Annotated in this window: 18 protein-coding genes and 1 riboswitch; of the genes, 8 read left to right on the top strand and 10 right to left on the bottom strand. The window is 69.2% G+C overall.

What is annotated here, in order from left to right:
• Nucleotides 1–11 precede the first annotated feature (11 nt).
• Both BACI349Y_RS16560 and BACI349Y_RS16555 read left to right on the top strand, forming a co-directional pair.
• A complete protein-coding gene (locus BACI349Y_RS16560; RefSeq protein WP_159633252.1) occupies nt 12–254 on the top strand; it encodes an acyl carrier protein in 243 nt (80 codons plus the stop codon).
• On the top strand, nt 251–1,216 hold the full coding sequence (locus tag BACI349Y_RS16555) for an alpha/beta fold hydrolase (protein ID WP_159633248.1): 966 nt from the start codon (nt 251–253) through the stop codon (nt 1,214–1,216). Before BACI349Y_RS16560 ends, BACI349Y_RS16555 begins: the two co-directional genes overlap by 4 nt.
• Nucleotides 1,217–1,222: 6 nt before the next feature.
• Here BACI349Y_RS16555 and BACI349Y_RS16550 read toward each other — a convergent pair whose 3' ends face one another.
• From BACI349Y_RS16550 to BACI349Y_RS16515, 8 genes are all read right to left on the bottom strand, one after another.
• The gene (locus BACI349Y_RS16550) at nt 1,223–2,497 is read right to left on the bottom strand and encodes an MFS transporter (protein WP_159633245.1); all 1,275 of its coding nucleotides are present in this window, start codon (nt 2,495–2,497) and stop codon (nt 1,223–1,225) included.
• 127 nt (nt 2,498–2,624) lie between these two features.
• Nucleotides 2,625–4,025, bottom strand: coding sequence for an MBL fold metallo-hydrolase (locus BACI349Y_RS16545; protein WP_159633242.1), 1,401 nt, complete (start codon nt 4,023–4,025; stop codon nt 2,625–2,627).
• A 91-nt stretch (nt 4,026–4,116) separates the two neighbouring features.
• The gene (locus BACI349Y_RS16540; protein ID WP_159633239.1) at nt 4,117–4,527 is read right to left on the bottom strand and encodes a rhodanese-like domain-containing protein; all 411 of its coding nucleotides are present in this window, start codon (nt 4,525–4,527) and stop codon (nt 4,117–4,119) included.
• A gap of 4 nt (nt 4,528–4,531) precedes the next feature.
• On the bottom strand, nt 4,532–4,894 hold the full coding sequence (locus tag BACI349Y_RS16535; RefSeq protein WP_159633237.1) for a thioredoxin family protein: 363 nt from the start codon (nt 4,892–4,894) through the stop codon (nt 4,532–4,534).
• 94 nt (nt 4,895–4,988) lie between these two features.
• Nucleotides 4,989–5,285 carry a rhodanese-like domain-containing protein gene (locus tag BACI349Y_RS16530; protein WP_159633235.1) on the bottom strand — a complete coding sequence of 99 codons (297 nt, stop codon included), beginning with the start codon at nt 5,283–5,285 and terminating at the stop codon, nt 4,989–4,991.
• A gap of 48 nt (nt 5,286–5,333) precedes the next feature.
• The gene (locus tag BACI349Y_RS16525; RefSeq protein ID WP_159633233.1) at nt 5,334–5,675 is read right to left on the bottom strand and encodes a rhodanese-like domain-containing protein; all 342 of its coding nucleotides are present in this window, start codon (nt 5,673–5,675) and stop codon (nt 5,334–5,336) included.
• 22 nt (nt 5,676–5,697) lie between these two features.
• Nucleotides 5,698–6,456 (bottom strand): sulfite exporter TauE/SafE family protein, encoded by a 759-nt coding sequence (locus BACI349Y_RS16520; protein WP_159633231.1) that lies wholly within the window; start codon nt 6,454–6,456, stop codon nt 5,698–5,700.
• Nucleotides 6,453–7,070 (bottom strand): rhodanese-like domain-containing protein, encoded by a 618-nt coding sequence (locus BACI349Y_RS16515; RefSeq protein ID WP_159633229.1) that lies wholly within the window; start codon nt 7,068–7,070, stop codon nt 6,453–6,455. The genes BACI349Y_RS16520 and BACI349Y_RS16515 overlap by 4 nt, the downstream gene beginning before the upstream one ends.
• Nucleotides 7,071–7,195: 125 nt before the next feature.
• On the opposite strand from BACI349Y_RS16515, the gene BACI349Y_RS16510 reads away from it, so the two are divergent.
• The 6 genes from BACI349Y_RS16510 (at nt 7,196) to crcB (ending at nt 10,370) form a co-directional block, all read left to right on the top strand.
• A complete protein-coding gene (locus BACI349Y_RS16510; RefSeq protein WP_043452296.1) occupies nt 7,196–7,453 on the top strand; it encodes a metal-sensitive transcriptional regulator in 258 nt (85 codons plus the stop codon).
• Nucleotides 7,454–7,526: 73 nt separating this feature from the next.
• On the top strand, nt 7,527–7,943 hold the full coding sequence (locus BACI349Y_RS16505) for a DUF302 domain-containing protein (protein WP_159633226.1): 417 nt from the start codon (nt 7,527–7,529) through the stop codon (nt 7,941–7,943).
• Between the two features lie 97 nt (nt 7,944–8,040).
• Entirely contained in the window at nt 8,041–8,712 is a 672-nt protein-coding gene (locus BACI349Y_RS16500; protein ID WP_159633223.1) for a haloacid dehalogenase type II, read from the top strand.
• A 55-nt stretch (nt 8,713–8,767) separates the two neighbouring features.
• A riboswitch (Fluoride riboswitch) is annotated at nt 8,768–8,854 on the top strand.
• Nucleotides 8,855–8,920: 66 nt separating this feature from the next.
• Nucleotides 8,921–9,469: a universal stress protein gene (locus BACI349Y_RS16495; RefSeq protein WP_159633220.1), complete on the top strand. Its 549-nt coding sequence runs from the start codon at nt 8,921–8,923 to the stop codon at nt 9,467–9,469.
• The gene (locus BACI349Y_RS16490; RefSeq protein ID WP_159633217.1) at nt 9,469–9,996 is read left to right on the top strand and encodes a fluoride efflux transporter FluC; all 528 of its coding nucleotides are present in this window, start codon (nt 9,469–9,471) and stop codon (nt 9,994–9,996) included. The genes BACI349Y_RS16495 and BACI349Y_RS16490 overlap by 1 nt, the downstream gene beginning before the upstream one ends.
• A complete protein-coding gene (gene crcB / locus BACI349Y_RS16485; protein ID WP_236560875.1) occupies nt 9,993–10,370 on the top strand; it encodes a fluoride efflux transporter CrcB in 378 nt (125 codons plus the stop codon). Before BACI349Y_RS16490 ends, crcB begins: the two co-directional genes overlap by 4 nt.
• A gap of 48 nt (nt 10,371–10,418) precedes the next feature.
• On the opposite strand, the gene BACI349Y_RS16480 is transcribed toward crcB, so the two are convergent.
• Nucleotides 10,419–11,153 (bottom strand): CDP-alcohol phosphatidyltransferase family protein, encoded by a 735-nt coding sequence (locus BACI349Y_RS16480; protein ID WP_159633214.1) that lies wholly within the window; start codon nt 11,151–11,153, stop codon nt 10,419–10,421.
• A 42-nt stretch (nt 11,154–11,195) separates the two neighbouring features.
• On the bottom strand, nt 11,196–11,624 hold the full coding sequence (locus tag BACI349Y_RS16475; RefSeq protein WP_236560873.1) for a hypothetical protein: 429 nt from the start codon (nt 11,622–11,624) through the stop codon (nt 11,196–11,198).
• Nucleotides 11,625–11,713 lie beyond the last annotated feature (89 nt).

The following is an 11,713-nucleotide window of genomic DNA, read 5'->3' as shown; positions in this document are numbered from 1 at the left end:
AAGGAGGAGCCGTGAACGAACAGGACGCGCGCCACGCAGTGGAGGCAGCGCTCGGCAAAGTAGCGCCCGACGTCGAGCCTGGCGACCTGGACGGCGGCGCCCGCCTGCGCCAGGACCTGGAACTGGACTCCCTGGACTTCCTCCGCCTGGTGGAAGTCATCGCGGAATCCACGGGGGTGGACATCCCTGAGGCGGACTACCCGGCCGTGGCCACCGTGGACGGGCTGGCCACCTACGTCGCCCGGCACGGATGACACCGCGGCGGAAGCGGCGCTGGCTCCGCCGGCTGGGGATCGCGGCGCTGGTTGTCCTGGGGCTGGTCCTGGCCTCGGCGGTGGCCAACGCAGCCCTGGAGGCGCAGGAGAAGGCCACCACCCCCGCCTACGGGGAGCGGATCGCGGTGGCCGGGGGCTCGCTGAACGTGGTCCGCAACGGAAACGCGCAGCAGGGTCCGCCGATCATCCTGCTCAGCGGACTGGGAACCGCCGCACCCGGCCTGGACTTCGCCCCGCTGATCCGCGAACTCAGCGGCTTCGACGTGATGGTGGTGGAAGGGTTCGGCTATGGCTACAGCGACATGGAAGCCAGCGCCCGCACCAACGAGCACATCAGCAACGAGCTCCATGAGGTCCTGTCAAAGCTCCAGGTCCGGCAGCCCTACATCCTGGCCGGCCACTCCATCGCCGGGTTCTACCTGCTGGACTACGCCAATCGGTACCGCCCGGAAGTTTCAGCGGTGGTGGGCATCGACGCCACCATTCCCAAGCCGGGGGACCACCCGGTGGAGGAGGCGCAGCCCGGCATCAACTGGGTCAAGGTGGTGGCTGCCACCGGGCTGGTCCGCGACGTAGCCGCGGTGGCACCGGGTCTGTTCGATCCGGACGGCAACGCCTATTCGGAGGAAGAGCTGAAGCGGATGCGCACCATGATGCTGTGGAACGTGGGCAATGCCGCGGTGGCCGATGAAACAGCCCGCATCGGCAACAACGCGGCAGCCCTCCGCGGAGTCGCCTATCCCGCCGACCTGCCCGTCCTGGCGTTCATCGCGGACGAAAAGGACGGCCGGGCAGCCACGAAGGCCGCCGCCGCGGAGGACCTCCTCAGGAACGTCACCCGGCACCGGGTCCTGCCCCTTGAAGGCGGCCACTACCTGCACTGGACGCAGTCCACCCGGATGGCGGCGGAAATCCGGCAGTTCATTGCCCCGGCCGGCTGACGTGCGCTATCCCGCCGCGTGGTCGTTGCCGCGCATCCGGATGGCCACCACGGCGCCGGAAGCTGCGGTGAGGACCGCGACGGCGGCAACGGCGGCGGGGATGCCGTAAAGGTCGGCCAGGACACCGGAGAGCAGGGCGCCCACGGCGAATCCGCCGTCGCGCCACAACCGGTACACGCCCACGGAGCGCGCCCGCCAGGCCGGGTGCGCGACGTCGCCGATGGCGGCCAGCAGGGTGGGGTAGACCAGGGCGGTGCCGAGGCCCAGCACGACGGCGGCGGCGAGCCAGGGCCCGAAGCTGTGGGCGGTTGCGGTGATGCCCAGCGCCACGGCCTGGACCAGCATGCCGGCCGTGATGAACCATTTGCGGCCCCACCGGTCGGAGGCGGCGCCGGTGACCAGCTGGGCGGCACCCCAGGCAGCGGGGTAGGCGGCGGCGAGGATGCCGATCTGGCCAAGGTCCAGCCCGGCGCCGGCGAACAGGACGGGAAAGAGGCCCCAGGCAAGGCCGTCGTTGAGGTTGTTCACCAGGCCCGCCTGGCTGGCTGCCGAGAGGGAGCGGTCCTTGAAACTGGTGAGGGTGAACACCTGGCCGGTGGTGAGGCCGGCATGGGCGCGGCTGGAGGTGCCGGCATGCTGGATGGCCTCGGTTTTGGCGTGCTGGTGGGTTTCCCTGACGGCGAGGACGGTCAGTCCCAGGCCGAGGGCGATATAGGCAGCTCCGAGCAGGAACGGGGCGGGGCGGAGTCCATAGGCGGTGGCCAGGTAGCCGGTGGCCAGCGCCGTGGCGGCCACCCCCAGGTAGCCGGCGGCCTCGTTGAACCCCATGGCCAGTCCGCGCTGCCTGGGGCCCACCAGGTCCATTTTCATGATCACGGCGGTGGACCAGGTGAGCCCCTGGCTGACGCCCAGCAGCACGTTGGCCGCGACGATCCAACCCCAGGACGGGCCGAAGATGAGCATGAGCGGGACCGGAACCGCGGCCAGCCAGCCGGCGATGAGGACCGGTTTGCGGCCGTACTTGTCGGAGAGGGTGCCGGCGAAGTAGTTCATCGCGGCCTTGGACAGGCCGAAGGCCAGGATGTACGTCAGCGCGCCGGTGTACAGGTCCAGGTGGAACTCCTGGGAGGCCAGGAGGGGCAGGACGGTGCGTTCCTGGCCCAGGGTCCCGCCCACCAGGGCATTGACGGAAACCAGCAGCATGAACTGCGCCAGGTTCTGCCGCAGGCCCAGCATGGGACCGGCTGGCCCGGGGGCGTGGGGAAGCGTTCTGTCCGGCATTGGTGCTCCGTTCCTGGCGGTGGATAGGGGGACATAAAGGTGGCCCGGGCGTGTGGGGGCACGCCCGGGCCGGGAGCCCGGGCAGGAGGGGGGTCCTGCCCGGGCGGTCTTGGGGTGGCAGGTCCGGTTAGACGGCGGGGACGCTGTTCTGCCAGGCGTTCCAGGCGGCGTAGCTGCCGTCGAGTTCGACGACGTCGTACCCGGCGCGGCGCAGGGCGCTGGCGGCTACGGAGTTCCGGACGCCGGACTGGCAGTAGGACACGATGGTTCCACCGATGGGCAGCTCGTCGAGGTGCCACATGACGCGGCCGCCGCTGAGCTGGTACGAGCCCGGGATGTGCCCGGCCTTGTGCTCGGTCTTGTTGCGGACGTCCAGGACCATGGCGGCGTCGAAACCGTCGAGTTCCTCAGGCTGGATCAGCTTGGGGGTGAAGGTGGGCAGCCCCTCGATGCCGGTCAGGTAGCCGGCCACGTTGTCGATGCCCACGCGGACCAGGTGGTCCCACATGTCCTGGGCCTGCTCCTGGTTCTTGGCCAGGAGCACCAGCGGGTTCGTGTCCGTTTCCGGGTTGACCACCCAGGCGCCGTAGCTGGCCACTGACTTGCCGGCCGGCACGTTCAGGGACCGGGCCACGGTGCCCTGGTGGACTTCGCCGTTGGAGCGGGTGTCGATGAACGTCAGGGTGTCATCTGCCAGGCCCTGGGCCACGACGGCGGTGTCCAGCTCCTGCAGCGGGGCACGCTCGCCCATGACGGCCGGGCCTTCACGGTTTTCGCGCTTCATGCGGCCGAAGTAGGCGTGGGCGTCGGGCTGGCCGTCGAGGAGCTCGTCGATGAAGCCCTGCTCGTCGTTGGCGGCCAGGTAGGGGCCCCACCAGGCGTAGAGGCGTTCGTAGCCCACCGTGGAGGACGGGATGGCACCCAGGGCCTTGCCGCAGGCGCTGCCGGCGCCGTGGGCGGGGTGGACCTGGACGTAGTCCGGGAGGGTGAGGAACTTGTCGCGGAGGCTGGCGAAGAGCTGCTTGGCGCCCTCGAAGCGGGTGTCCACGCCGCCGGCTGCCTCGTCCAGCAGGTCCGGCCGGCCCAGGTCGCCGGAGAACACGAAGTCTCCGGAGAGCAGGTAGCCGGGCTTGTCGCTGAACGCGCCGTCGGTCACCAGGAAGGACAGGTGCTCCGGGGTGTGCCCGGGGGTGTGGACTGCCTTGATGTTGATGTTGCCCAGGGTGATGGTGTCGCCGTCGTAGAGCCGCTCGCCCTCGAACTGGTACTGCCAGTCGGGTCCGCCCTCGCCGGAAACGTAGATCTTGGCGCCGGTGGCGGCGGCCAGTTCGCGGGTGCCGGAGAGGTAGTCGGCGTGGATGTGGGTCTCGGTGACGGCCACGATCTTCATGCCGTTCTTGGCGGCGAGCTCCTGGTACACGGCGATGTCGCGGCGTCCGTCCACCACGATGGCTTCGCCCTTGGCCTGGCAGCCGATGACGTAGCTGGCTTGTGCGAGGTCTTCGTCGTAAATGCGCTCGATAAGCATCTGGTGCTCTCCTTCAGTTGAAAGGGGATTGGGAGGTTGTTCTGCATTCAGTATAGATACCCCCGGGGGTATCCCGCAAGTGCGCTGCGGCCTATGCGGATGTCCTGCGGAAGAGCCGTCGCAGCAGGCGCCGGAGGCCTGGTGCTGCGGGGTTTTTTGATGGTGGGGACTGGCCGTCAGGGGCCGGGGGATAGGTGACGGGGTGCCCTGCCCGGTACCACTCGGTGATCCCGCCGGCCACGTTGACGGTGGTGTATCCGTGGGTGATGAGGAGGCGTGCGGCCTGGCTGCTGCGCTTGCCCGAGCCGCACATCAGGTAGATGGTGCTGTTGGGCAGGTCCGCGAGCCGGGAGGTCAATTCATCCAGGGGAATGTTCAGGCTCCCCGGGACGTGCGCGGTGGCGTGCTCCTCCCGGCTGCGGACGTCCACCAGCGTGACGCGGGGCCACGCCAGGGCGAGTTCATCCGCCGTGACCGTACGGAACGCCCGCTGGTCCGTCATGGCCTCAGGCGTGCTGGTGTCCGGCTTCGTCGCGGAGCGTGTCCATGTCCAGGTTCTTCACGGCCTGGATGACTTCCTCCAGGCCCGTGGCGTTGAGGGCGCCGGGCTGGGAGAAGACCAGGGTCTTTTCCTTGAAAGCCATCAGGGTGGGGATGGATGTGATGTTCGCTGCGGCGGCGAGAGCCTGTTCGGCCTCGGTGTCCACCTTGGCGAAGGTGATGTCCGGGTGGCGTTCGGCGGCGGCTCCGTAGGTGGGGGCGAACATGCGGCAGGGGCCGCACCAGGCTGCCCAGAAGTCAACGAAGACGATGCCGTTGTCCTCCAGGGTCTGGGCGAAGGATTGCTGGGTAATGTCGATGGTTGCCATGATCTGTCGTGTCCTTTCGGGCGAAGTTTGCTGGTTGCGCTGTGTTTGTTGGTTGCGCTGTGTTTGTTGGTTGCGCTGTGCCGCGGGGCAGGGCCTAGGTGGTGGGGAGTCCGGCGCGGGTCCAGGCGGTCATGCCGCCGGCCATGGTGTCCGCCTTGTAGCCAACGCCGTTGAGGGCATCGGCGACGGCGGCGCTGCGGTTGCCGCTGCGGCAGACGGCGATCACGGGCACGGCCGGGTCAAGCTCGCCCAGGCGGGCCTGCAACTGGCCCATCGGGATATGCAGTGCGCCGGGGATCATGCCCCCGGCGACTTCGAAGTCCTCGCGGACGTCGAGGATCCGGGCGGTGGAGCGGCGCTGTTCGGCTTCGGTGATGGTGATTTCAGCCATGATGGTTCTCCTTCGAAGTGGTGTGTGGCTGGAGCTGTGGTGGTGCTGCTAGCGGACGGGTTCGCCGGCCTGGCGCCGGGCGGCCATGCTACCGCGCACCGAGTACGCGTCGTACCCCTTGGCGGCCAGCAGCCTGGCTGCCGAAGCGGAGCGGACGCCGGAGGCGCAGACGGCAATCACCGGACGGGTTTTCTGGATGCCTGCGGTGCTGGTCTGCAGCCGGTCCAGGGGAACATGCTTGGCCTGCGGCGCCCGGCCGGTCCGCCATTCCTGGGCCGACCTGACGTCGATGAGCGTGGCCCCGGAGCCCAGGAGTTCCTTGGCCTGGGCCACCGAAATCGTCTTGTAGGGCTTGCTGAAGGCCTTCTTGAGGGAATCAATCAGTCCCATGGTGTTCTCCTCTATGGATGGGTCAGGCGGTGACCGTGCCGGCGGTGACCCACGCCGCGACGGCGAAGTTGAGTACCGCGAACGAGATGCGGATGTGTTTGTCGTGCAGCCGGCGCGCAAACCGGGCGGCAACCACCGATCCCACGATCGCCGGGATGGCGAACGCCAGGGTGGTGGCCCAGTCAATGGTGTAGCCGGCGGCGTGGGCGCTGAACCCCGCGGCCGAGTTGACCACGATGATGGCCAGGGACGTTCCCACGGCCTGCTTCATGCGCAGGCCCAGGAAGATGGTCAGCGCCGGGGTGATGAGGAAGCCGCCGCCCACGCCGAGCAGTCCGGTGAGGAACCCGACCAGCAGGCCCACTCCCACGGCTTTCGGGGCGCAGGACCGGAATGCCCGGTTCGGCCCGGTGCTGCAGGACCCCTCGCTTTCGCGGGGTTTGCTGAGCATCCGGATGCCCGCGGCCACCATGATCACGGCGAAGGCCAGCATCAGGATGTTCGGGTCCAGCAGCTTTCCCACCGCCGCGCCTGCCCAGGCTGCCGGGATGCCGGCACCCCCGACCAGGGCGATCACCGGCCAGTTCAGGCCTTCCCGCAACCTGGGGAGCAGTGCCGCCAGGGAGGAGATTCCCACCACCAGCAGCGAGGTGGGAATGGCCTGGGCGGGGCTCATGCCCACGCCGTACACCAGGGCGGGAACAGCGATGATGGACCCGCCGCCGCCCACTACGCCCAGTACGACGCCGACGACGAGCCCCAGACCCAGGGCCGGGATCATGCTGCCGCGCCCTCTTCAGCCGGCTGCACGGGGAGCTGCAGGATGGCGCTTTCGCGGGTGGGTTCCTTGGCGGCCTTGTTCCACGGCATGGCAGACAGGGCCTTGCCCATGGCGCAGGTGTTGGTCGCGGCCGAGAACGTCAGCCCGGTGCCGATGGCGCCGGCCAGCATGCGGACCTTGGGGGAGACGAACTTGCCCCCGGCCAGGCCCAGCATCACCAGGGAGCCTGCGGCCAGGCGGACCTGGCGTTCCAGGTCCCAGCGGTCCTTGCCCTTGACCACGTCGCCGCCGGCGGCGGCGAAGCCGGGAACCCCGCCGGTGAGCACGTAGGCGGTGTTGAGGCCAACAGCGGCCATGCGCTGGCGGGCCTGTTCGGCGCGGACGCCGGACTGGCAGACCAGGACAACGCGGGAGCCCAGGCGGGCGGCGAGCTCGTCGGTGTGCTCGGAGAGCAGCGGAAGCGGCACGTTGTAGGAGCCGCGGATGTGCATGGTTTCGAATTCAGCGGCGGAGCGAACGTCGAGCACCACAAGATCCTGGTGCTCTTTGATCCAGGACTGGAGGGCCTCGGGGGCGAGTGCGGTAACGGCTGTTGCTTTGGAAGGGGATGTCATGGGTGGCCTCTCGGAAGGGGTTGGGTGGATACCCCACCGAGTATTACAGATACCCCGGGGGGTAGTCAAAACACCCATGGGGGTATATAGTTAACGGCAAGCACCCCATCGATGGAGACCCCTTTATGGAACTGAACCCAACCGAACTCACGCCTGTGATCAACCGCCTCAAGCGCGCACAGGGCCAGCTCGCCGCTGTGACCCGCATGCTTGAGGAGGGCCGGGACTGCAAGGACGTCGTCACCCAGCTGGCCGCCGTGTCCAAGGCCCTTGACCGGGCGGGCTTCGCCATCATCGCCACCGGGCTGGAGCAGTGCATCGTCCAGAAGGACGAAACCATGGACCGGAAGGACCTGGAGAAGCTTTTCCTCTCCCTCGCCTGACCGGCGGCACGCTGCGCGCCCTGAGCCCCAGCACCCTCTAGACCCGCACCGCCCGGCAACTTCAAGGAGCATCATGACCTACACCCTGGCCACCACTGTTTCCCTTCCCTGGGCGGAGGCGCTGGAGCGCACCCGCGAAGCCCTCGCCGCGCAGGGGTTCGGGATCCTGACCGAAATCAACGTCCGGTCCACCTTCGAAGCCAAGCTCGGCGCCGAGGCCGCGGACGCCGTCGGGGATTACGTCATCCTTGGTGCCTGCAACCCCGCGCTCGCCAGCCGCGCCCTGGCTGCCGAACCCGAGATGGGTGCCTTGCTGCCCTGCAACGTGGTGGTGCGCCGGAACAGCTCCGCGGACTCCACCACGGTGGAAGCCATCGATCCGCAGACCATGGTGCAGCTCAGCAGCGCCCCTTCCGTGAAGGAAGTGGCGGACGACGCCGGCACTCGCCTGCGCAAGGCCCTCGCCAGCCTGGGCCAGGCGGAAGGCTAGTCCCCGCAGCTCCCGTGTGGTCTACTGCTGACAGGCCTGGCCGGCCGGCAGCCGCCGGCAGGGCCTGACCGGCCGGCTGGAACGAAAAGGGAAGATCATGGCGGAACCACTGGTCATCGTTTTTGACGTCAACGAAACGCTCTCGGACATGGCCCCACTCGGCGAGGTGTTCGCGCAGACCGGCGCGCCCCGCGGGCTGGCCAAACTTTGGTTCGCCACCCTCCTGCGGGACGGCTTCGCCCTCACCGCCAGCGGCGACAACCAGGCCTTCGCCACCATTGGCGGCGATGCCCTCCGCACCGTGCTGGAAGCCGAAGGGATCTCCGGGAACCTGGACACCGCCGTCGAACGCGTCATGGCAGCCCTGCAGAACCTCTCCCTTCACCCGGACGTCCCTGCCGGGGTCCGCGCCCTGGCAGCCGCCGGGCACCGGCTGGCCACCCTGACCAACGGCGCGGCCGCCAATACGGACAGGCTGCTGGTTACCGGCGGCATCCGGGACAAATTCGAGCTGCTCCTCTCGGTGGAGGATGCCCCTGCCTGGAAACCCGCCAAAGCCGCGTACCTGTATGCGGGCGCCTCGGCCGGAGTGGATCCGTCCGGCATGCTGCTGGTCGCCGTGCACCCCTGGGACATCCACGGGGCAGCCAGGGCCGGGCTGCGGACCGCCTGGATCAACCGGACCGGCGCCCGCTACCCCTCGTATTTCCGTGCCCCCGACATCACCGTCGCGGCACTGACCGAGCTGCCCCCGGCCCTCGCCGCCTAGGCTGGTGGCCGGGGCCGCAGCCGTGGTGGCGGACGCCGCGGGAATACCTGTAGTCTCTGTTCACGGTGATGGATCCCGCCGGAAGGCCTGCGCAGGTGCGCGGTCTTCGAACCGCCACATGGCTGATGGTTCCTGCCTTTGACACGAAGGCAGGTGACCCGTGCCCGCGCCCGGTTCAGTCTTCTTGCCCCGCCGAACAGGAGAGCACATGACTGAGTCCGAGAAACCAGCCCCCTCCACTGGCGGCGTTCCCTATGCACCCAGGAAAATCAGCGGGCCGGTGCTCATGGGGGTGGTGCCGGGCCAGCCGCTGGCCGTGGCCCACCGCGCCGCCGAGCTGGCGTACAGCCTGGGCGTGAAGCTGGTCTGCGCCTACGTGGACGTCACCACCTACCTGGCTGAAGAGCCCGACGGCAGGGTGGAAGCCCGCCCCATCGACCCCGACGGGATTGATGACGACATCGAAGGCATCAGCGCCTCCATCGCCGGCCACCTCCGCGAAGCCCTGGACGCCACAGGGATCGACTGGTCCTTCGTGACGCTGGCCGGGGACCCTGCCAGGGCGCTGGGACGGCTGGCGGAAACCACTGACGCGTCCGTCATTGTGGTGGGCACCCGGGAACGCGGACTCGGGGCGCGGCTGGAGGAACTGCTCGTGGGATCCGTGGCAGTCCATCTCACCCACCGCCAGCACCGGCCCGTCCTGGTGGTCCCGCTGGCCCCGCACCCCAGGCACCAGCCGAAAGCGGACCACTGATGGAGCAGCCCGTCCCCGGGGCCACAGCAGCCGCCGGCGCAGACCAAGGCACACTGGGCGAGGCACGCATCCGCCGGCCGGTCCACCTGCATCCCGGATTCGTCTTGGTGGTCATCGTTGGCGGCACCTTCGGCGCCCTGGCCCGTTACGGGCTGGGCAGCATCCTGCCCGTGCCGGGCGGCTGGCCGGTACCCACCCTGGTCATCAACCTCGCGGGAGCGTTCCTGCTGGGCGCCCTGCTTGAGGCCCTGGTCCGCCGGGGCCCTGACGCGGGACGGCTGCGGCTGGTCCGGCTGCTGGTGGGCACCGGGTTCCTGGGCGCCTTCACTACCTACAGCACCCTGGCCGTGGAAGCCACCACCCTGTTCAGTGCCGGCCGCAGCGCCGACGCCTTCATTTACGTGGCAACCTCCGTGCTGGTTGGAGCCGTTGCCACCGTGGCCGGCATCCGGATGGCAGCAGCCCAGCATGCCCGGACCAGCTCCCGGCCGGACGCAGCCGGCTCCCCGAAGGAGGGAAACCGGTGAGTCCCCTGACCATCATCCTGCTGGGACTCGCCGGCGGGCTGGGAGCCGCAGCCCGCTTCGTGGTTGACGGCCTGGTGCGCGCCAACATCAGGACCGCCCTGCCGGTAGGGACGATTGCCATCAACGTCACGGGATCGTTCCTGCTGGGACTGGTGGCCGGTGCCGTGATTGTGCATGCGGCGCCGCCCGAGCTGCAGGCCATCGCCGGTACCGGATTCCTGGGCGGCTACACCACCTTCAGCACGGCAAGCTTCGAAACCGTCCGCCTGGTCCAGTCCGGCCGCACGGGCCTGGCCCTCCTCAACGCCCTGGGCACGGCAGCGGCCGCCGTGGCCGCCGCCGCCGGAGGCTTCGCCGTCGCGGGGCTGCTGTAACGGGACGGGCTGCTGTGACGCGACCGGGCGGCAGCGTACCCACACCAACTAGGCAACCGCGGCCGGCACACCCTGGAGTCCGGCGCGGTGCAGGTGTTCCAGTTGGACCACGTCGCGGGTAAAGGACAACGCGAGCAGGGCCAGGGCGAGTGCCGGTACCAACGCCGCGGCAACCGCAGGGACCCCGGGGAGGAGCGCGAACAGCAGCGCGAACGGCTGGAACGCGCCAATGGCTTTGCGGGAAACGCTGGGCGGCAGCGCCACCCGAAGGTGCGGCCGGACGAGCCCCGCGGCAACGAACGCGTAGTACATGGCCCCGATGCCCAGCGTCCAGACGCCCGCCACGGGAGCGGCAGCGACGGACAGCACCAGCACCAGGGCGGCGTCGGTGGCGGAATCGAACCGCGCCCCGGCCGGCGAGGAGGTTCCGGTGCGCCGGGCCACCACACCGTCCAGCCCGTCCAGGAGGAACGCGGCGCCGCCCAGGATGGGGAGGAGCAGGTCCGTGCGGCGGCCCGTGAACAATTGCGGAACGGCCAGCACCGCGCACAGGGCCACGAGGATGGCGCGCAGCAGGGTGACCCGGTCTGCCGGCGTTGAGAACCGGGGGATCCGGCGCAGGACAGAACCGGCGGCGGCCACGGCCACCAGGGCGCCCGCGCACAGCCCGGCCAGCTGGAGGACCGGCATGGACGGGGACAGGGACGTCAGCCAGAGGGCCGACAGCACATAGATGGAAACGGCGCCGAACGCGTCCGGCACTGCCCGTTCAGCCGCGCCCATGTGCCACCTCCCCTTGCATGCTAACAACGGCGGGGGTGATGGTCACGGGCGGCGGCGCCGGGCCCGAAGCCTGGCGCCGTCGTCGGACGTTCTCCTGCGGCCGCCACGGAGCAGACCGGCGAAGGCCAGCACCGCGCCGGCTCCCTCGGCAACTGCGCTGAGGGTCTTCGAGAAGAACCAAACGGGGTCGTACATGGCCGGGATGGGTCCGATGGCCGGGATGTCCACGTACCTGTAAAGCACGACGGCGGCGAACGCGCTGAGGGCAACCACCAGGGCCACGGCATAGGAAGCCCTGCTGCCGCGGACCAGGACATAGACGCCGGCCACCAGCGCCGCGGCGGCTTCGAGCAGGAACAGGGTGCCCTGGCTGACAGTGCCGGGCTGCGCGTTCTGGTAGCCCGGGGCCAGGAAGAGGTGGACGCCGGCATCAATGAACAGCGCCAGGGCGGTCAGTAATCGTAGAGCCACGCTTATGTATACGCCGGAAGTTCCCTTCCGGTTCATACGGCCCTGTTTTCCATGTGGGTTTCGGGGGGAATATTTAGGGGCATCCGCAG

The sequence above is a fragment of the Arthrobacter sp. 8AJ genome (genome assembly GCF_902506025.1).
Lineage (GTDB): Bacteria > Actinomycetota > Actinomycetes > Actinomycetales > Micrococcaceae > Arthrobacter.
This window is presented reverse-complemented; position numbering and strand designations above follow the sequence as displayed.

Excerpts from the sequence above, each read along its gene's own strand:
- BACI349Y_RS16525 (WP_159633233.1), bottom strand. The coding sequence starts at position 5,675 with ATGGGACTGATTGATTCCCTCAAGAAGGCCTTCAGCAAGCCCTACAAG.
- BACI349Y_RS16480 (WP_159633214.1), bottom strand. The coding sequence starts at position 11,153 with ATGGGCGCGGCTGAACGGGCAGTGCCGGACGCGTTCGGCGCCGTTTCC.
- BACI349Y_RS16545 (WP_159633242.1), bottom strand. The coding sequence starts at position 4,025 with ATGCTTATCGAGCGCATTTACGACGAAGACCTCGCACAAGCCAGCTAC.
- BACI349Y_RS16505 (WP_159633226.1), top strand. The coding sequence starts at position 7,527 with ATGACCTACACCCTGGCCACCACTGTTTCCCTTCCCTGGGCGGAGGCG.
- BACI349Y_RS16540 (WP_159633239.1), bottom strand. The coding sequence starts at position 4,527 with ATGACGGACCAGCGGGCGTTCCGTACGGTCACGGCGGATGAACTCGCC.
- BACI349Y_RS16555 (WP_159633248.1), top strand. The coding sequence starts at position 251 with ATGACACCGCGGCGGAAGCGGCGCTGGCTCCGCCGGCTGGGGATCGCG.
- BACI349Y_RS16510 (WP_043452296.1), top strand. The coding sequence starts at position 7,196 with ATGGAACTGAACCCAACCGAACTCACGCCTGTGATCAACCGCCTCAAG.
- BACI349Y_RS16500 (WP_159633223.1), top strand. The coding sequence starts at position 8,041 with ATGGCGGAACCACTGGTCATCGTTTTTGACGTCAACGAAACGCTCTCG.
- BACI349Y_RS16530 (WP_159633235.1), bottom strand. The coding sequence starts at position 5,285 with ATGGCTGAAATCACCATCACCGAAGCCGAACAGCGCCGCTCCACCGCC.
- BACI349Y_RS16535 (WP_159633237.1), bottom strand. The coding sequence starts at position 4,894 with ATGGCAACCATCGACATTACCCAGCAATCCTTCGCCCAGACCCTGGAG.
- BACI349Y_RS16495 (WP_159633220.1), top strand. The coding sequence starts at position 8,921 with ATGACTGAGTCCGAGAAACCAGCCCCCTCCACTGGCGGCGTTCCCTAT.
- BACI349Y_RS16490 (WP_159633217.1), top strand. The coding sequence starts at position 9,469 with ATGGAGCAGCCCGTCCCCGGGGCCACAGCAGCCGCCGGCGCAGACCAA.
- BACI349Y_RS16520 (WP_159633231.1), bottom strand. The coding sequence starts at position 6,456 with ATGATCCCGGCCCTGGGTCTGGGGCTCGTCGTCGGCGTCGTACTGGGC.
- BACI349Y_RS16515 (WP_159633229.1), bottom strand. The coding sequence starts at position 7,070 with ATGACATCCCCTTCCAAAGCAACAGCCGTTACCGCACTCGCCCCCGAG.
- BACI349Y_RS16550 (WP_159633245.1), bottom strand. The coding sequence starts at position 2,497 with ATGCCGGACAGAACGCTTCCCCACGCCCCCGGGCCAGCCGGTCCCATG.